The 18,170-nt window shown below is 36.1% G+C and carries 16 protein-coding genes; 9 read left to right on the top strand and 7 right to left on the bottom strand.

Features of this window, described 5'->3' with window-relative positions; genetic code table 11:
- Window positions 1–145 precede the first annotated feature (145 nt).
- Together AC13EX_RS22210 and AC13EX_RS22205 are read right to left on the bottom strand one after the other, a co-directional pair.
- Entirely contained in the window at window positions 146–844 is a 699-nt protein-coding gene (locus AC13EX_RS22210) for a LytR/AlgR family response regulator transcription factor (RefSeq protein ID WP_048644210.1), read from the bottom strand.
- Window positions 845–917: 73 nt separating this feature from the next.
- The gene (locus AC13EX_RS22205; protein WP_048644211.1) at window positions 918–1,556 is read right to left on the bottom strand and encodes an acyltransferase; all 639 of its coding nucleotides are present in this window, start codon (window positions 1,554–1,556) and stop codon (window positions 918–920) included.
- A 152-nt stretch (window positions 1,557–1,708) separates the two neighbouring features.
- On the opposite strand from AC13EX_RS22205, the gene AC13EX_RS22200 reads away from it, so the two are divergent.
- The 6 genes from AC13EX_RS22200 to AC13EX_RS22175 are packed head-to-tail and all read left to right on the top strand — an operon-like array spanning window position 1,709 to window position 9,427.
- Window positions 1,709–2,467, top strand: coding sequence for a TolC family protein (locus tag AC13EX_RS22200; protein WP_048644212.1), 759 nt, complete (start codon window positions 1,709–1,711; stop codon window positions 2,465–2,467).
- A gap of 1 nt (window position 2,468) precedes the next feature.
- The gene (locus AC13EX_RS22195; RefSeq protein WP_482894390.1) at window positions 2,469–4,610 is read left to right on the top strand and encodes a GumC family protein; all 2,142 of its coding nucleotides are present in this window, start codon (window positions 2,469–2,471) and stop codon (window positions 4,608–4,610) included.
- 18 nt (window positions 4,611–4,628) lie between these two features.
- Window positions 4,629–6,056 (top strand): O-antigen ligase family protein, encoded by a 1,428-nt coding sequence (locus AC13EX_RS22190; RefSeq protein ID WP_482894389.1) that lies wholly within the window; start codon window positions 4,629–4,631, stop codon window positions 6,054–6,056.
- The gene (locus tag AC13EX_RS22185) at window positions 6,049–6,957 is read left to right on the top strand and encodes a glycosyltransferase family 2 protein (protein ID WP_048644215.1); all 909 of its coding nucleotides are present in this window, start codon (window positions 6,049–6,051) and stop codon (window positions 6,955–6,957) included. The genes AC13EX_RS22190 and AC13EX_RS22185 overlap by 8 nt, the downstream gene beginning before the upstream one ends.
- A gap of 11 nt (window positions 6,958–6,968) precedes the next feature.
- Window positions 6,969–8,102 (top strand): glycosyltransferase family 4 protein, encoded by a 1,134-nt coding sequence (locus AC13EX_RS22180; protein WP_048644216.1) that lies wholly within the window; start codon window positions 6,969–6,971, stop codon window positions 8,100–8,102.
- Window positions 8,099–9,427, top strand: a complete 1,329-nt coding sequence (locus tag AC13EX_RS22175; protein WP_482894388.1) for an oligosaccharide flippase family protein — start codon at window positions 8,099–8,101, stop codon at window positions 9,425–9,427. Before AC13EX_RS22180 ends, AC13EX_RS22175 begins: the two co-directional genes overlap by 4 nt.
- Before the next feature lie 23 nt (window positions 9,428–9,450).
- Here AC13EX_RS22175 and AC13EX_RS22170 read toward each other — a convergent pair whose 3' ends face one another.
- Complete coding sequence (locus AC13EX_RS22170) at window positions 9,451–10,566, bottom strand: glycosyltransferase (RefSeq protein WP_482894387.1); 1,116 nt, start codon at window positions 10,564–10,566, stop codon at window positions 9,451–9,453.
- Window positions 10,567–10,766: 200 nt separating this feature from the next.
- Here AC13EX_RS22170 and AC13EX_RS22165 point away from each other — a divergent pair, with 200 nt between their 5' ends.
- Entirely contained in the window at window positions 10,767–11,993 is a 1,227-nt protein-coding gene (locus AC13EX_RS22165) for a glycosyltransferase (RefSeq protein ID WP_482894386.1), read from the top strand.
- On the opposite strand, the gene AC13EX_RS22160 is transcribed toward AC13EX_RS22165, so the two are convergent.
- The 3 genes from AC13EX_RS22160 to AC13EX_RS22150 all read right to left on the bottom strand — a co-directional run bounded on the left by AC13EX_RS22160 (window position 11,990) and on the right by AC13EX_RS22150 (window position 14,795).
- On the bottom strand, window positions 11,990–13,186 hold the full coding sequence (locus AC13EX_RS22160; RefSeq protein WP_339711606.1) for a sugar transferase: 1,197 nt from the start codon (window positions 13,184–13,186) through the stop codon (window positions 11,990–11,992). The two genes, AC13EX_RS22165 and AC13EX_RS22160, sit on opposite strands and share 4 nt — an antisense overlap.
- Window positions 13,179–13,586, bottom strand: coding sequence for a response regulator transcription factor (locus AC13EX_RS22155; protein WP_048644220.1), 408 nt, complete (start codon window positions 13,584–13,586; stop codon window positions 13,179–13,181). The genes AC13EX_RS22160 and AC13EX_RS22155 overlap by 8 nt, the downstream gene beginning before the upstream one ends.
- A 261-nt stretch (window positions 13,587–13,847) precedes the next feature.
- Complete coding sequence (locus AC13EX_RS22150) at window positions 13,848–14,795, bottom strand: UDP-glucuronic acid decarboxylase family protein (RefSeq protein WP_048644221.1); 948 nt, start codon at window positions 14,793–14,795, stop codon at window positions 13,848–13,850.
- A 176-nt stretch (window positions 14,796–14,971) separates the two neighbouring features.
- Here AC13EX_RS22150 and AC13EX_RS22145 point away from each other — a divergent pair, with 176 nt between their 5' ends.
- A complete protein-coding gene (locus tag AC13EX_RS22145) occupies window positions 14,972–15,763 on the top strand; it encodes an NIPSNAP family protein (RefSeq protein WP_482894385.1) in 792 nt (263 codons plus the stop codon).
- Window positions 15,764–15,847: 84 nt separating this feature from the next.
- Here AC13EX_RS22145 and AC13EX_RS22140 read toward each other — a convergent pair whose 3' ends face one another.
- Complete coding sequence (locus tag AC13EX_RS22140) at window positions 15,848–16,705, bottom strand: type 2 periplasmic-binding domain-containing protein (RefSeq protein WP_482894384.1); 858 nt, start codon at window positions 16,703–16,705, stop codon at window positions 15,848–15,850.
- Window positions 16,706–16,904: 199 nt separating this feature from the next.
- Here AC13EX_RS22140 and fbaA point away from each other — a divergent pair, with 199 nt between their 5' ends.
- A complete protein-coding gene (fbaA, locus tag AC13EX_RS22135) occupies window positions 16,905–17,966 on the top strand; it encodes a class II fructose-bisphosphate aldolase (RefSeq protein WP_339711600.1) in 1,062 nt (353 codons plus the stop codon).
- Window positions 17,967–18,170 lie beyond the last annotated feature (204 nt).

Here is an 18,170-nt window from a genome sequence, read left to right as displayed (position 1 = left end):
TATTTCTTACTAAACTTAGCCTGAAATATTTGATAATAATAGGGCCTATGGAAATGAGAAATCCATACAGCTATTTTTGAAAAGTTTTTTAAGCAAGCTCTCGAATATATAGAATGAAAGCTGAAAAGAAAATATTGAAACCCTTTTACAAAAAATTCACACTACTTTTTAATTGTTCCTTGTATTTGGCTCCAATAGGTATGATCTTCCCATCAACTACAGAAGTATCACTATCAAAATCAGTGAGGTAATGAAGGTTTATAACATAAGACCTGTGAACCTGAACAAATTCTGGATTTCCAGATAGTTTATCAATAAAATTGGAAATAGTTGATTTTATAGTGTAGGTTTTATTTTTGCACTTTAGACTAATATAATCCCCTTTACCTTCGCAATAGCTTATGTCTGAAAATAGAATTTTTTTATACAATCTATCGTCCTTCACGAAAATAAAATCTTTTGAATAAGAGTTGGGGTCAATATTTGTTTCTTTATCTTTTCGTTTTTCTATACCTTTTAAAAATTGAGTATAACTAAATGGTTTAGGTAAATAAAAACAAGCATTGGTTTCAAACGCTGCAATTGCATTTTCATTATTCGTAGATATAATGATCAATGCTCCATCATATTGGCTATGCTTAAGAATTTCAAAGCCATTCATTTCCGGCATTTCTATGTCAAGAAATAAAAGGTCAATCTTTCCTCTATTGTCCACTAAATAATTCAACCCATCAATTGCGTCAGAAAAACTCGCTACTAACTTAAGCGATTTAGTCTTTTCAATATAATGTGACAGTACTTTTATACTTGAAGTATCATCATCTAAAATCACGCAATTATCCATCACTTAAAAATATAGTATTCAGTTAAAGTTAAAATACAGCTGAGATTGCTTAACCAGCTATATTATTTTTAAATTATGGCGCTTGAAGCTTACGGATAAGCTTGGCAGGAACTCCTCCTACTAAAGTGTAAGGAGCGACATCTTTGGTCACTACAGCTCCAGCTGCGACAGTTGCCCCCTCTCCTATTTTCACTCCTTTTAAGACCATTGACCGCGTAGCCAACCATGCATTGTCACCTATGATGATGGCATCTGATTTCCCCGGCTCAGCTCGGTCATCTACCCCATGAAAATCACCATCCATAATGATCACTTGGTTTGCTATTTGGCAATTTTTCCCTATGACAATTCGGTTACTTGCTGAAACAATACATGCTGTATTGATAAAAGTACCTTCCCCTATAATTAGTTCAGCTCCTCTATCAGCAAACAGCTGAGTGACTCCCATATGGGACCAAATTTTACAATGATCACCTATCTTTATATCTCCTGAACCTTCTACACGCAAAGGCCCTCGAACAGTTATCAATTTGCCAGTACTTTTACAATTCCTTAAGCGAAATTTCCCATTAAGTACACGCAGAATTCCTTTCGAGATGTCATTAAAAAGGCAAACATATATTTTTAATCTCTCAGCAAAACTCCTTGTTTCCCTTCCGTAAATCTCCTTACTTAGTTGTGTTATTTTAGCAGAAATCTTACCCTGAACCATTCGATTATTAAATATTTAATGAATATAGAAGTGAAAATTTTAAATTCAAAAAAAAGGATAAACTAAAATTTTTAGTACATTTATTTTAAAAATAAGAAATAAACAATAATCAATTTTACGTAAAACATTTAATGTCTTTGATATATAAATAAATGAAATTCATATTTAAAAAGCAGCTGCTCAAATATATTGTTTATACGATTTCGTTTTTTATTTTTTTTATTTCCGGTAAAAAACTCAGTGCGCAAGAGCAGGGAGATATTGAAAAGTACATTAACCTAAATATGCCCCTTGCAGATCAACTTCCAAAATTGGACAGCCTGATTGAAATCGCAATAGGTAATCACCCAACGGTAAAAGTCAATCAAGCTCTAGTAGGATCAGCAGAGGCTAGAATTAATTTAGCCAAAAAATCATGGTCAAATTTAGTACGGGTTTATGTTGATTACTCTTACGGTAACCAAGCCATTTTATATGCGTCTGGGTCCGACTTATCTAATATCGCGAACGGTTATAGGACAGGGGCAAATTTAAGTATTCCGCTATCTGAAGTCTTTTTGAAAAAAGACAGGGTCAAGCTCCAAAAACAAGAACTTGAGGCGACATTTTATAAAACAAAGGAAATGGAATTAACCATTTCCAATCAGGTGATTGAAGAGTACAATAGTGCCTTACTTGGGCAGAAGCTAATGCTCATAAGGTTAGAAATGCAAGAGAAAGCCCGAACCAATTTACAACAAATGGAGATGGAGTTTAACTTAGGTAATCTTGACCCAACTTCCTTTTTACGTAATCAGGAAATTTATACCATTGCGCGTTCAGAATATGAAAATGCGAGAAAAAACTTTTTTGTGGCTATTCAGAAATTAGAAATACTATTAGGGGAACCCCTTGTCAATATTATTAAGTAAAATGACGATAAAACAAATAATACGGCTCCTTTGGAAAAACAAATTTTGGATTTTTTTAACCCCAATTTTTGTAGCTATAGGCGTCTTTTTCCTAACTCAAGATCTTCCTAGAGTATACGAATCCTCAACGTTGGTATTTACAAATCCTACCTCTGATAGAGGTGCCACTGACGGCGGGGTTGTAAGAATGGATTTTTATACCTCCAACAACCTTTTTGACAACCTAACCCTTATAGTAAAATCCAGGAAAACCGTAACCGAAGCTTCATTGAAACTTCTGGCAAAACACTTAGCTCTACCTGAACAAAAAGACGAAGTTTTGTGTATTGAAGCCTACCAAGATCTTAAATCACACATCCCTTCCCCAATCTGGGAAAAATTGGCAGTTACAAATGATGAGGAGAAAACCCTGCAAAATATTTTACAAAATATCGAAGAGAACGATAACTCTCCCATAGAATATTTACTTAGAGAACACGAATATTATTCAGTAAACAAAATAATAGAACGCCTATCAGTTTCTAGGAAATTCTCCAGTGATATGATGGAAATAAAATACAGTACAAATGATGCCGGAATTTGCTATTACACACTTAAAATCTTAGCAGAGTCATTTATGAGTGGGTATTCCAATATGAAAGAATTGGAAAACACCAATACCATTGCCTATTTTCAAAATCAACTCAACATTGCCCAAAATAAGTTAAGAAAAGCTGAAGAAAACCTCAAAGGGTTTATGACGGACAACCGTATTCTAAATTACTACGAACAGGGTAAATACCTGGACATCGCCAAGCTTGAACATGACCAAGATGAAGAACGTTCCAGAAGACTGCTTTCAGGTACCGGCTATAATCTAGAGCAGATCGAAGAAATGTTTGAAAATTTTGACGAAAGACAGGTAATCATTGAAAACATTTCAAAACTTCAGGATCAAATTGTTACCAGAAATTTAAAAATTCAAGGCCTATCAGTCTTGGAGAACCAAAATCTACAAATTGAAAATATACAAAAAGAGATTGACGGATTGGAGAAAGAAATAAAAGAACTTTCGGACCTATTGTTCAAGAATAGCAATTCCATACAAGGTGTTCAAAGGGAAACCATTTTAGATCAGTGGTTAACATTAAAAATATCCTACGAAGAGCAAAAACAAGCTTTGGATGTAATGAAAACCAGAAAATCATATCTATTAGATAAAATAGATGAGTTTGCTCCTTTAGGTGCAGAGCTAAAGAAGCTTGAAAGAGAGGTAAGTGTAAATGAAGAACAATACCTTTCTATTCTACATGGTCTTAATATGGCTTACCTTCAGAAATATGATCTTGAAATGTCTGCTACCCAAAAACTAATTGACGAACCTTTTTATCCTAAAACACCTCAGGCTTCAAAGAGAATGTTAATGGTGATAGGAGGAATGCTTGGTACAGGGGGATTGGTGTTAACTGTGGTGCTACTTTCCTTCTTTCTCGATTCATCAATCAAATCTGGCAAACGTGCAACCGAACTTACATCTCTTCCGGTAGCAGGCGGATGGATAATGGAAAAAGATATTCCAAAGAACGTTTATTTGGATATATTACAAAACAACCTAATCAAACAGTTTTATAATAATTTAAGCAAGCACTTCTCCAATTCAGGACAAAAAACCCTGCTTTTCTATAGCCATCAAAATGGTGAGGGGAAAACATTTTTATTGCAATTTTTTGCAAAAGAACTTTTACAACAAAACAGAAGTGTAATCTACTGTGGCAATAAAGAAGACGTAGAAAAAATGCCTTGTGAAACTTTAGTAATGGATATAAATTCTATATCAAATCCTGAAAAAGAAACCCAATTCTGGGAGGATCGATTGACCAACTTACCACATGAGTTCATCCTTATTGAATTACCAAATACCAATGTGAAGCCAGTCAATTATCCACTGATTAACAAAGCAAATGCATTGGTGAAGGTTACAGATGCTGGCCGAAAATGGAAATCTTCAGATGCCTATTTCAACGATAGTCTAAATGAAATGATAAAAATTCCGCATTTAATCTGGCTTAATAAAATGGAGGGGGATGAATTGGAGGACATTAATGGTGAAATACCGAGAAAAAGGTCAAAGATTCGAACCAAATTAAAGCAGTTACTTTCCTAAGGGATAATTCTAACTAATATGCAAATCACCAAAGCTGATATCTCAAATAAAATATTTGCCCTGCTCGTGGCAGGGCTATTGAGTTTATTTGTGGTCAAAACAGGGGTGATGGGCGTAGGTTTAATGCTTGTTCTTCCTTTTGTATTGGCAGGTGGGATATTTATGATGAGTCATCCCAACAAGTCACTTGCAGCCGGACTAATTTTTGCATTTTTATCCATAGGTGCCATCAGATACGTCCCCAATTTACCCTTAGGGCTTACTGTAGATTTTGCATTGGCCATGCTAATTGTCAGTGCTCTTTTTCATAATAAAGTGGAGACTGATTTTTCAAAACTACATAATAGTCTCATTTTAGTAACCCTAATTTGGATGGGATATAATGTAGCAGAAATCTTTAATCCTGAAGCGAGAAGCGTTACGGCTTGGTTTTATGCAGTAAGAGGCACGGCTTTGTATATGTTTCTTACGGTTCCACTTACACTTTTGTATGCCAATAAACCATCTGATATAAATAGACTATTTATAATTGTTTTTGCTTTAAGTGTACTCGCTTCTTTTTGGGGTTTAAGACAATTTTATATAGGCTTGGATGCAGCAGAAAACCGATGGTTAGATGCTGGTTCCAGATCAACTCATGTTTTGTTTGGAAACCTTCGTGTTTTTAGTTTTTTCTCAGACGCAGGTCAATTTGGTGCTGGAATAGCCCATTCAGGGGTAATGGCAATGGTCTTGGCCTTAGGTCCTTTTTCACTCAAGAAAAGGATAATTTTTGCAGTTATGGCTTTGTTGTTCTTTTACCTTATGATAATGAGTGGCACAAGGGGAGCATTGATGGTACCTGTAGCAGGCACAATGGCTTATCTTTTTGCCTCCAAAAATTTTAAATTAATGGTAATGGGACTACTAGGGTTGTTGCTGGTGTTTTCGTTTTTGAAATTTACGACCATTGCTAACAACAATTACCAAGTCCGGAGAATGAGGTCTGCATTAGATCCTTCAGACCCATCATTAAATGTTAGGTATTTAAACCAAAGGAAGTTTGCAGAATACTTAAAAAGCAGACCTTTCGGGGGAGGTATTGGCACTTCGGGATCATGGGGTCAAAGGTTTAGTCCGGGCACCTTTTTAGCTGAAACCCCTAATGACAGTTGGTTTGTGAAAATATGGGCAGAGATGGGCATTGTAGGTTTATACCTGCATATAGGCATTTTGGCATTTATTGCTGGAATGGGGCTACTAAAAATATGGAAAGTTAAGGACCCGAGGTTACGGCAAAAACTCTTCGCTCTATTTGGCGGATATGTAGGTATAGCTGCTGCCTCTTATGGTAATCCTCTATTAGGCCAAATGCCAACAGGAATCATTCTTTATATGTCTTGGGCCTATTTTTTCCTTGCCGAAGACATGGATAAAAGTTTAAATAAACCTTCTGAAAATGAATAAACCATTAATCTCCGTCATTACTATTAATTATAATGGCCTAATCCATACAATGGATTTTTTAGCTTCTTTTCAAAAAATCACCTACCCTAACGTGGAAGTGATCGTGGTGGACAATGCCTCAAAAGAGTCTCCGGATAATCTCCTAGAAAAGTATCCAGACACTATTTTAGTCAAAAACCCTGTAAATGAAGGTTTTGCCGGCGGAAACAATAGAGGAATGGAAATTGCCAAAGGCGACTATTTCTTTCTAATCAATAACGATACGGAGGTGGCCCCTGATATATTGGAAGCCCTATTGGAACGTGCGGAAAATTCGGAAAAAGTAGGTCTTGTTTGCCCTAAAATCTTGTATCATGAAAAACCAGACATTATTCAGTATGCCGGATTTTCAGCGATAAACCCTATAACAGGGAGAGGGAAAGGGAAAGGTTATTTAGAAAAAGATCAAGGCCAGCATCAGGTGGCAGAAATCACTCAGTTGGCCCATGGGGCAGCCATGTTTATTCCAAAAAAAGTAGTAGATGAAATAGGTTTAATGGCTGAGCTATATTTCCTATATTATGAAGAGATGGATTATTGCGAGCGTATCAAACAAGCTGGATATGAAATTTGGTACGAGCCAAAAAGCTTTATTCTACACAAGGAATCCATGAGTGTAGGTAAAAATTCTTTACTGAAGACCTATTATATGAGCCGTAACAGGTGGTTATACCTTAGGAGAAATGTTGACTATCCATTATTTATCTTCACTGCGGGCTACTATCTTTTTATAGCACTACCCAAAAACCTGTTGGTCCATCTTTTTCAAGGAGAAATGGACCATGCTAGAAAATATTTTAAAGGATTTATTGACGGACTTTTTTTAAAAGACATTAAGGAGAACCCTACCTTAATTAATTAAACGAAAAGAAGATGAGGATAGGAATAGAAGCACAGCGGATTTTTAGGAAAAAAAAACATGGCATGGACATGGTAGCCCTTGCCCTGATCAGAAACCTGCAGCAATTGGATACGGAAAATGAGTATTTTATTTTTGTGAATGATACTGAGGACACCTCCGCAATTCAGGAAACTGACAATTTCAAAATCATCCCGTTGGCCCCTGCTCTCTACCCTATATGGGAACAGCGTAACCTTGCAAAAGCAGTAAAAACCTATCAATTGGATTTACTTCATTGCACTAGCAATACCGCTCCCGTTTCGTGCTCTATCCCCCTGCTCATCACCTTACATGATATTATTTATCTTGAAAAGATAAACCTAAAAGAAGGTACCTGGTACCAACGATTAGGTAATATTTACAGAAGGTGGAATGTACCTAAGGTAGTGAATAAGGCGGCCATGATTTTCACTGTTTCCAATTATGAGCAAAAAAGAATTGTCCAACATTTTGGCATGAACGATAATGATGTTCAGGTAATCTACAATGGTGTAGCAGGTCATTTCAAAGTAGAGGAGCCAAATAAACAAGAGGCAATTCGTTTGAAATACAACTTACCCCAATCATTTATACTTTTCCTCGGTAATACTGATCCAAAGAAAAACCTTAAAGGTGTTCTGAAAAGTCTTGCAATATTAGAAAAGAACAAGGTTGAATACCCAGACATTGTTATGCCGGACTTTGGCAAAGAAGTGCTAGAAACAATGCTAAATGAGATTATGGCGCCACAATTAATTTCAAAAATCCACTTAACGGGGTATATACCAAACGAAGATTTACCAGCTATTTACAGCCAAGCAAAAATATTTCTATACCCATCCCTAAGAGAAAGTTTCGGTCTACCCATCTTAGAGGCCATGGCTTGTGGATGCCCTGTAATCACTTCTGACACCTCCTCCATGCCCGAAGTTGCAGGAGATGCAGCAATCATCATTGACCCATTTGACCCCTCAGCGATCAGCGGGGCCATTGAAAAGTTATTGTCTGAAGAAGACACTAGAAATAAACTTATAAACAAGGGTTTCAAAAGGCCCCCACTATTTGATTATAAAAAAGGAGCATTGGATACACTTTCGGCCTATCAGAAAACCTATGCGAAGAAATGACAGATAAGAAATATTGGCTTACCGGAGGTTTTTTTACCATGATGCACCGTGGAGTGGATTTTCTTCTGGGTTTTATTGGGTTCATGTTGTTGGTAAGGGTCTTTAGTCCTGAAGAATTTGGTATTTGGGTATTGCTTATCACCATTGTCTCTATCATCGACATGGCTAGAAATGGCTTTATTCAAAATGGCATGATTAAATTTCTTGTAGGTAAGGAAGATGCTATTCAAGCGAAAATTCAAACCGCTTCCATTTGGTTAAATACCGCTTTAACTTTATTGATGGTGCTATTACTATGGATACTGGCCCGACCACTAGAGCAATTACTTAATGCTGAAGGTTTGGCTGATTTGGTCAAAATCCACTCTTTAATCCTACCTGTACTTATTTTTCATACCCATAATATGGTGCTTATGCAGGCTAAGTATGATTTTCAAGCCTATTTTCTTGCAGGAATCAGTAAAAGCCTTCCTTTCTTTCTGGTTATTTTATTTGCATACCTAATTGACTCAAAACTAAGCCTCATAGAATTGGTCTGGTACCAAAATTTGGCTTTTCTTCTGGCCACATTTATGTCAATGTATCAGGTTAGGAATTACTTTAAACTCCGTATAAAAGTGGAGAAATATTGGCTGGGAATAATTTTTCATTTTGGGAAATTTGTTTTTGGTACCAACCTTGTATCAATGCTGACCAATAGTTTAGACAAATTTTTACTCGGAGCTTTATTGTCCCCAGTTCAAGTTGCCATGGCCAATACGGCTGGAAGAGTAATGAATATGGTGGAAATACCAGTCAATTCTATCGCTTCGATCAGTTATCCAAAGGCCGCGGAGGCCCACGACAAAAAACAACCTGTACTTGTGGGTGAGATATATGAGAAAACCTTGGGAATGATGCTTAGTCTTACGGCACCATTTTGGCTATTTTGTATAATATTCGCACATTATATTGTCTTATTAATCGCAGGGGAAGCCTATTTAGAAGCGGTTCCTTTTTTGAGAATCATGGCATTTTTAGCTCTGATTAAGCCTTTTGACAGGCAGTCTGGGGTTTTTCTAGATGCCATAGGTAAACCATTCATTAATATGATCATGGTATTTGGCACTTTCGTATACGGTGCTGCTTTTAGCTGGTTTTTTATCAAATGGTTTGGTCTTTTAGGGGCTGCTTACGGGCTGGTACTAGCCCTTTTAATTACCGCAATCGTCAAACATGTAATTTTAAACAAGTTTATTGACGTCAGCCTTGGGAAATGCTGGATCAAAGCCATCCAAAATTACCCCATTATGCTGAAAACGCTTAGAAATAAAATCAAAAAATAAACTTGAAATAAACTTCTATGAGTTTATTCCCAATCTTTTTTTAGGTGTTTAAATTCATGCTTCCTCTCCTTCCATAGCTTACTTATTTCCGAAATTTCATTATGAGTTGTCGCCATAAAATCTTTATTGGCCTTTCTTATATTCAAAATCCCAGAAATTTGACCTAACACAAACAAAGGTATTTTGGGGATGGCATTTAAGACTTTTTGAGGTGTTTTATTCAGCAATAGTAACAATAGGAATCCTAACGCAAAGAGCACCATACTCCCAGCTATAAGGAAAAAATAAGCCAAGTGGATAAACAATGCAACAAATGCTAAAAGCCCGCTCAAACCGACCAAAATCACCATTGGTGGCATTGCTGTCATTAAAGAAAAATAAATACGGTTCCAATCAAATTTTAAAATTCCTTTTCCAAATAACTTTACGTTTTCCGGCAACTGACCAAAATAACTATTCAGCCACCTTCCTCTTTGTCTCCCTATTTGTTCGGATGCGGTAATCTTTTCATCAAAGATAATCGCTGCAGCCGCATAGGCAATGGTATGTCCTTGATCTACCAGTTCGGACTGCAAAGATTTGTCCTCTGCCACAACCACCCCTTGTTCTGCTAACACCAATAATTCCTTCGCAATATTTTTGCTATATAAGTTTTTTTCTATTGACATTCCCGAACCTGCAATGGTGGAAGATGATCCCAAACGAAAAGGAACATTTCTTACAGCAAAGTCATAATAGTACTCTCCTAAAGCATCCAATGCCGCGTAGGTACCAGCAATATTTTTCGCAATTCTTTTACCTTGAACTGCCATATATCCTTGGTCATGAAACTTACTAATTGTCCTTAAAAAATGCGAGGGTACTAGATTATCAGGATCAAACACCACCACATGACTATGACTTTCCTTCATATTATCAAGAACAAGCCCTAAAGAGGCGACCTTACTGTTTAAAAAAGTACTAGGCTGGTAAACCGTCAGTTTTTCATTCTCCTTCACGTCCAATTTTTCGGTAATTCCATCAGCCACCAAATAAATATGAAAATGGGGATAATCCTGAGCCAAAAGCGCACTTACTAGGGGCCACGCTATGTCTTTTTCTTTATAAACTGTGATCACACAAGCAAAATCTGCAATCATTTCAGATTTTTTAAGTTTGATCTTTCGACTAAAAAGTGAGAAAAAAGCACTTGTGAGTGGAAACAAGAGATAAAAACAGCATATACCCGAAATAATAATAAATAGGATCAAAGCTTTAAAAATTAATGGTTAACATAAACCTAAATTTAAGCTTTCCAATGCGGAAAACATTCATTATTTTAGAAAAAAAACAGCTTTTTATGAAGGATTTTTCTAACCTAACTTTTGATAAGGTTACCATAGTAATGACCAGCATGTCCAGATGGGACGGGGAATTTTCATCAGCTTCTTGGTCATTGGCGAAAACTTTTGCTCAAACCCAAAAAGTTATTTATGTAGACTACCCATTTACTTTCTTGGACTATTTGAAAGAACGGAAAAAACCATCTGTAAAAGCCCGAAAATCAGCTTTAATCTGGGGAAATAATAGTATTAAACAACTGTCTCAATTTAGCCCTAAACTATATGCCCTCAGCCCACCGCTAATGCTTCCAATAAATTGGCTTCCTCAGGGCTCACTGTACAATTTCTTTTCAAACTGGAATGATCGGCGATTGGCCAAGTCCATATGCAAAGCATTAAAAGAATTGCATGAAGAAGCATTTATTTACTTTAACTCCTTCAACCCTTTATACCTCACCAAACTACCGAATAGTTTTAAACCTAATGCATTTGTTTATCAATCGAGAGACAATATTAGGGCTTTAGAACCCTATTTGAGAAAACATGGTGCAAGGAAAGAAATAGAAGCCGTACAAAGTGCAGACCTAAGCCTAGTCACATCACGTATGCTTCAGAAGGATCTTGAAGCTCTTTCAGGAAAAAAAGTGGCTTATTTTCCAAATGCAGCCGATTTCGAATTGTTTAAGTCAGCTTATGAATTAGAATTGAATGTACCTAAGGATCTAAAAAACATTCCCAAACCAATAATCGGTTATACAGGAAATATTTGTCATCGATTGGATTATGATTTGATAAAGACTGTATGTGAAGCAAACCCAGACAAAAGCATGGTAATGGTGGGCCCTCGAAACCATCAAGGGCATACCGACATCAATTTGGATGAAATTCCCAATTTATATTTTACAGGCCCAAAAAAAATAGAGCAACTGCCACAATACCTGGCACATTTCCAACTTTTGATACTTCCATTTCTATGTAATGAAGTGACAAAAAGTATCTATCCTCTTAAAATCAATGAATACCTTGCTTCTGGGAAACCCATAGTAGCGACTCCATTCTCGGAAGACATTCAATTGTTCCATCCGCTAATAAGCTTAGAGAAATCACCTCAGGACTTCAATAAAGCAATAGAAATGGAATTAACTACAAACACGGAGGAGAAAGCCAAATCCAGGTATACTGAAGCCTCTAAAAATACGTGGAAAGGAAGGGTTAAGTTATTTTGGGAATTATTAATGGACTAAACATTTTCACTTTGAAACAAAGCGGGGATAGTTCTTAGAAGAATTTTGATATCAAACCAAATGCTGAAATTTTTGACATAGTCATTGTCAAGGCTTAATCGTTCTTCTTCAGACATTGCTCCTCTTCCTCGTTTTTCTACTTGCCATAGACCGGTTATCCCAGCTGGACCAAGAAATCTAAGGGAGTATTTATCAGTAGTGATTTTCTCTGCCTCATAGAGTGGTAAAGGTCGATTGCCCACAAGTGACATATCTCCTCTAAGTACGTTCCAAAGCTGAGGCAGTTCATCAATACTGGTATTTCTAATAAACTTACCTATACGAGTTACTCTGGGGTCGTCTTTGATCTTAATAAAAGCGGCATCCTTATTACTGTCTTTTTTAGCCATAAGGATTTTCTCACAAACCATTTTATTATCGTCGTATAATGGCTGTAGACACCCTCCCCCTGCTTGTTCACAAAATTCGCAGAGTTCTTTAACTTCATTGACTACTTCAGATTGTTTTTCTTCTTCCTCTTCTTCAGGATCATTGTATTGATTCAAATGCTTCAATTGTTGCAATTTGGCATCGGCATCAGGATCCATGGACCTGAACTTATAAAATTTAAAAATATTGTATCCCGTTCCTACCCTGTAGGAATAATAAAAGACAGGTCCTCTTGACTCTAATTTAATTAAAATTGCTACAATCAAGAATAGTGGAAGCAAAGCCAAAAGGATAAAACTACACACCACTATATCAAATAACCTTTTAATAAACGGGGTTTTAGATTCTTTTAAGGCAGTGTATTCAAGGTTTTTCTTTTTTGGAGATGGATGCTTCATTTGGAAGTCCAGTCTCGTTTTTAATTGTTTCCCATTGATCGGTTTAAGGATAAAATCAGTGACCCCAGAAGAAATCGCATTAATAATATCTGTTGGAGTAGCTTTATCTACAACCATAAAAAATGGAAGATGCCCAAATCCTAATTTCTCAATGGTATTCTTTAAGGCAACTCCATGCACATCTAGTAAGGACGAGTCACTAAGAATCATGCAAAACTCATCAGATGAAGTAGAAAGTTGATTGTAAAAAATAATTCCGTTTGTAAAAGCATTAATCTCAAATGTGTCTCCTACAGCCTTTTCAATAGCATCAATGACTTTAGGGTCTTTAGAAATCAATGCGATTTTTTTGTTTTCTTTATTCATTTATAGATTCGATTGCAAATTTCCCAGTTCTTCTTAAAATTGAATTAATTCGGGCTTCAAGTTCTTTGGGGTTAAAAGGTTTAACCATAAAATCATCTGCCCCCAAGTTCAAAATATCAATTTTCTTTTCAGAAGAGTCTGTAGCCGAGAGAACGATTAAAGGAATAGATGAGAAAAATCCACTTGACCGCACTAGACCTACAAATTCGGCCCCGCTAATTTCAGGCATATTCAAATCGCATATAATTATATCAGGCAAATCTCCATCTTGCATATTCGCCAGAGCATCTGCAGGCTTATTAAACACCTTAACATCAAATTTACTTTTAAAGTAATGTTGTATAATCAGTAAAACTGAAGGCTCATCATCTATACCAAAAATTTTATACTTGTTTTTCATATTCACAAAATAGAAATTTCACCAATTAAATTGCTAATAAAGGTAAAAATGAACCTGCATATAAAAAAAGGTTTTAATATTTAATTTCCTTATTAAATTAACCGATTTAATTCAAATAGCATGCATTTTTATTAAAAAGATATTAAAATACAAAATATACTATACAAATAACTAAAATATGTATTTTAAAAAATAAACGTGGCAAAATGAGTAAGCATTGCTCTTAAAAAAAGAACAATGCTTATATAAAAATTTTAAATGCTAGATATTATCTTCTTTTAATACCATGTCGAAATATTTTATGGTTTCTACTAAACCTTCTTTTAACTGAACTTTTGGTTCCCAATCTAACTCCTTTCGTGCCAAATCAATGGTAGGTTTCCTTTGCATTGGATCATCCTGTGGCAAAGGCATGTATTTTAGTTTGCTTTTTGATCCAGTAAGCTCCAAAACATTCTCTGCCAATTCCAGCATAGTAAATTCAACTGGATTACCGATATTGATGGGTCCAATCACTCCATTGGGACTGTTCATCAATTTATGCATTCCTGAAATCAGGTCGCTCACATAACCGAAACTACGTGTTTGCATTCCATCCCCAAAAATCGTGATATCATCCCCTTTCAATGCCTGGACAATAAAATTACTAACTACACGACCATCATTGGGATGCATCCTTGGCCCATAAGTATTGAAAATACGCATGACCTTAATATCAAGCCCATGTTGTCTATGATAATCAAAAAACAAGGTTTCTGCACATCTTTTCCCCTCATCGTAACATGCACGTGGTCCGATTGTGCTTACACTACCCTTATATGATTCTGGTTGGGGATGAATTTCCGGATCACCATATACCTCACTGGTACTTGCTTGTAAGATTTTAATTTTTAACCTCTTAGCAAGACCCAACATATTAATCGCTCCTATAACACTTGTCTTGGTCGTTTGAACCGGGTCAAATTGGTAATGTACTGGACTAGCTGGACAGGCCAAATTGTAAATTTCATCTACTTCTACATACAAGGGAAGCGTAACATCATGTCTAAGAAATTCAAAATTTTTGTTTTCTAATAGGTGATGAATATTTCTCCTTCTACCAGTAAAAAGATTGTCGGCGCATATTACTTCATGGCCCTCTCCCAAAAGTTTATCACAAAGATGGCTACCTAAAAATCCGGCTCCACCGGTTACTAAAATCCTCTTCATTTTATTAAATAATTAGTTAAAAACTTAAAATCAACTATTGCTGCAGTGTATTTTTCAAAAATAATAATATATTCTCCACCGAAATAACTTTTTTATAATGTTATGTATAATTTACTTAATTTTAGTGGTCATTTTAAATATTTGAACAAAAAAATCAATAAAAACCTAAATTACCAATGAACAACTACTTACGATTATTAAAAGTATTCACCTTAGTTTTAATCTTAATCGCTTCCTACGCTCCTCTCAAAGCACAAGATGGAAAAAAAGATTTATATGAACTGAGAGTATATCACATCGACAATTTAAAACAAATAGAAGTAGTCGAGAACTACCTAGAAAAGGCATTTATTCCAGCAGCCCACCGTGCAGGTGTAAAGCATGTTGGTGTTTTCAAACCTTTAGCTTCTGAACCAGATGCAGGAAAAAAAATCTACGTTTTCCTTCCATTTACTAATTCAAAGGATTATTTCAGGTTCCAAAGAAAATTAAAAACAGATGCCAAGCACCAAGAGGATGGCAAAGCTTATATTCAAGCAGCATTTGACAATCCTTCTTTCAATAGAATAGAAACATCTTTAATGCAAGCATTTGAAACAAGATCCAGAATGGCTTTACCTAAGCTAAGTTCTCCTAAAAGCGAAAGAGTATATGAGCTAAGGAGTTATGAATCAGCCACTGAACGTCTTTACCACCAAAAGGTAAAAATGTTTAATGAAGGTGAAATTGATATTTTTGATGAGATGAATTTCAATGGGGTATTTTATGGTGAGCCTCTTGCAGGAGCAAACATGCCTAACTTGGTTTACATGACTGCCTTTGAAAACATGGAAGATAGAGATGCACATTGGGCTGCATTTAGTGATTATCCAGCTTGGTTAGCCTTAAAAGCCAATAGCGAATATGACAATACAGTGTCGAAAAATGACAAAAGACTTTTAAGACCTACTTCTTACTCAGATTTTTGAATTTAACCATTCATAAAGAAACCGATCATTAATAAAAATGATCGGTTTTTTTTATAGGTATTACCAAGTAACCCTACTTACGGTTTACAATTTTTCAACTATTTCTTCGGTAGCCAACTTATTATAAATAAGACCAAGACTCATTAAAACATCCAAAGTGGTAGTTACATCCTCATTCGGCACCGTACCATCAGTTGCCCAATTGGTCTGAGTTAACCATTCTGAGACATCACTCTCTTCTATCTGGTAAGTCTCACTAATAGGCAAAACAAAGCTTTGCTTATTTTCCATTAGGGTCGAGTTTATCCGGTAAATTTCCTTTTGAATACTTAAAAGCAATTCTCTCTTCTCCTTCAACATCTGTTCAGAGGCGACTATGACGAAACAAGGCCAGGGAGTTGGAATTTCTCCCACCCTCTTAAAAAGCCCCTTGTCCACTAAGGGCTTTGTCGTATACTTTTCCCAAAGAAAGGCTTTGGATTTATTTTCTTTGAAGGAATTAATGGCTCCGTCCAAATTATTAATAATTTCAAAATCAAGACCCTGGGCGTCCCACCCCTCTCTTTTTGAAAGAAGGTAGGCCATTAAATGAGAGCCTGAACCCCTTCTGCTTATAAGAAAAGGAGCATTTTGTAAATCTTCAAGCTTTTGCACCTCGCAAATGCCGGGAACATGAATCCCCCAAATTAATGGTGACTTGACATGGTAACCTATAATTTTTCCGGAATTTCCATCCACTTTGTCTTTCAAAAAACTTTCTGTAAGAACAATGGCCAAATCTGTTGCACCAGTTCTTATGGCGCTATTCATAGCACCGGATCCTCTGGGTTCATTCTCCCAGACCAGTTGAACCTGATCATCCAAAAATGGTTGTTCTTTAACCAACTTTTGCCAGGGAAAATTAAAATGCTCGGGCACCCCTGTAATCCTTATCTTTTCCATAAAACAAATATATAAAGGAAATTTTATAGTTTCCAATCAATGATAATGGGCAGGGAAATTATGAAATATTCGGTGAAAATGTATTTTTCAATCAAATTATAAGGTAATTGTTCTGCACTATTTATATCTTTGAGTTCCAAAGCTATCACTTAGGTGAATGGAGGTGGATCAAATTTAATACAACCATAAATTATTTAATATGAAATTCAAACCTGGAGTAAAGTACGGCGAAGAGCTTAAAGACCTATTGGCCTATGCGAAAGAAAGCGAATTTGCAATGCCTGCAGTGAATTGTATCAACAGTAATACTGTGAATGCTGTTTTAGAAACCGCAAAAAGGGTCAACTCCCCGGTAATGATTCAGTTTTCAAATGGTGGTGCTCAGTTTTATGCTGGCAAAGGCCTTCCAAATGACAAGCAACAAGCATCTGTGGCAGGTGGTGTTTCCGGTGCCCTGCATGTACATAAAATGGCTGAAATATATGGTGTCCCTGTAGTTTTACACACAGATCATGCAGCTAAGAAATTACTTCCTTGGATAGATGGCTTACTTGCCGAAGGAAAAGCTTATTATGAAGCTTATAAAAAACCTCTTTTCAGCTCCCATATGTTGGATTTGTCTGAAGAGTCTATTGAGGAAAACATTGAAACATCCGTAAAATATTTCAAGGAGTTTGCCAAAATTAAAATGGCAATCGAAATTGAGCTAGGTGTAACTGGTGGAGAAGAAGATGGTGTAGACAATACAGAAATCGATAGCTCCAAACTATATACTCAGCCTGAAGAAGTAGCTTATGCTTATGAGGAGTTGAAAAAAGTGGATGACTTGTTCACTGTTGCTGCTGCTTTTGGAAATGTTCACGGTGTATACAAGCCAGGTAATGTTTCATTGAAACCTATAATTTTGAAAAATTCTCAGGATTATATCAATGAGAAATTCGGAACTACTGGCAAACCTGTGAACTTCGTATTCCATGGTGGATCAGGATCTACCGTAGAAGAAATTAGAGAAGCCAATAGCTATGGTTCTGTAAAAATGAATATCGATACAGATCTTCAGTGGGCGTTCTGGGAAGGTGTATTGAAATACTACCACAGCAAAGAAGGATATCTTCAGACTCAATTGGGAAATCCTGAAGGAGCAGACAATCCTAACAAAAAGTCTTATGACCCTAGGGTATGGCTTAGAAAAGGTGAAGAAAACTTCGGCAAAAGATTAGAACTTGCCTTCGATATGCTAAATGCATTGGATAGAAACTAAGTTTAGAAAATGCTATTTGATTGTTAAAGCTGCCCTATTAGGGTAGCTTTTTTTTTTGTTTTTTTGGATTTCCTACTAAAGTTGTTGTCTAATAATTTCTTAGGTTGACAGTTGATATTGTTAAAAGGGGCCTCAACTTACAAATCTTATACGTTCCCCCTCGCAATAATGAGTGATTAAAAAAAAGCACCGAGTAGAAACCCG

The sequence above is a fragment of the Cyclobacterium sp. L-R genome (assembly GCF_056859355.1).
This window is presented reverse-complemented; position numbering and strand designations above follow the sequence as displayed.

Coding starts and splice junctions, on each gene's coding strand:
- AC13EX_RS22210 (WP_048644210.1), bottom strand. CDS start 844: ATGGATAATTGCGTGATTTTAGATGATGATACTTCAAGTATAAAAGTA.
- AC13EX_RS22205 (WP_048644211.1), bottom strand. CDS start 1,556: ATGGTTCAGGGTAAGATTTCTGCTAAAATAACACAACTAAGTAAGGAG.
- AC13EX_RS22200 (WP_048644212.1), top strand. CDS start 1,709: ATGAAATTCATATTTAAAAAGCAGCTGCTCAAATATATTGTTTATACG.
- AC13EX_RS22195 (WP_482894390.1), top strand. CDS start 2,469: ATGACGATAAAACAAATAATACGGCTCCTTTGGAAAAACAAATTTTGG.
- AC13EX_RS22190 (WP_482894389.1), top strand. CDS start 4,629: ATGCAAATCACCAAAGCTGATATCTCAAATAAAATATTTGCCCTGCTC.
- AC13EX_RS22185 (WP_048644215.1), top strand. CDS start 6,049: ATGAATAAACCATTAATCTCCGTCATTACTATTAATTATAATGGCCTA.
- AC13EX_RS22180 (WP_048644216.1), top strand. CDS start 6,969: ATGAGGATAGGAATAGAAGCACAGCGGATTTTTAGGAAAAAAAAACAT.
- AC13EX_RS22175 (WP_482894388.1), top strand. CDS start 8,099: ATGACAGATAAGAAATATTGGCTTACCGGAGGTTTTTTTACCATGATG.
- AC13EX_RS22170 (WP_482894387.1), bottom strand. CDS start 10,566: ATGATTGCAGATTTTGCTTGTGTGATCACAGTTTATAAAGAAAAAGAC.
- AC13EX_RS22165 (WP_482894386.1), top strand. CDS start 10,767: ATGAAGGATTTTTCTAACCTAACTTTTGATAAGGTTACCATAGTAATG.
- AC13EX_RS22160 (WP_339711606.1), bottom strand. CDS start 13,186: ATGAATAAAGAAAACAAAAAAATCGCATTGATTTCTAAAGACCCTAAA.
- AC13EX_RS22155 (WP_048644220.1), bottom strand. CDS start 13,586: ATGAAAAACAAGTATAAAATTTTTGGTATAGATGATGAGCCTTCAGTT.
- AC13EX_RS22150 (WP_048644221.1), bottom strand. CDS start 14,795: ATGAAGAGGATTTTAGTAACCGGTGGAGCCGGATTTTTAGGTAGCCAT.
- AC13EX_RS22145 (WP_482894385.1), top strand. CDS start 14,972: ATGAACAACTACTTACGATTATTAAAAGTATTCACCTTAGTTTTAATC.
- AC13EX_RS22140 (WP_482894384.1), bottom strand. CDS start 16,705: ATGGAAAAGATAAGGATTACAGGGGTGCCCGAGCATTTTAATTTTCCC.
- fbaA (WP_339711600.1), top strand. CDS start 16,905: ATGAAATTCAAACCTGGAGTAAAGTACGGCGAAGAGCTTAAAGACCTA.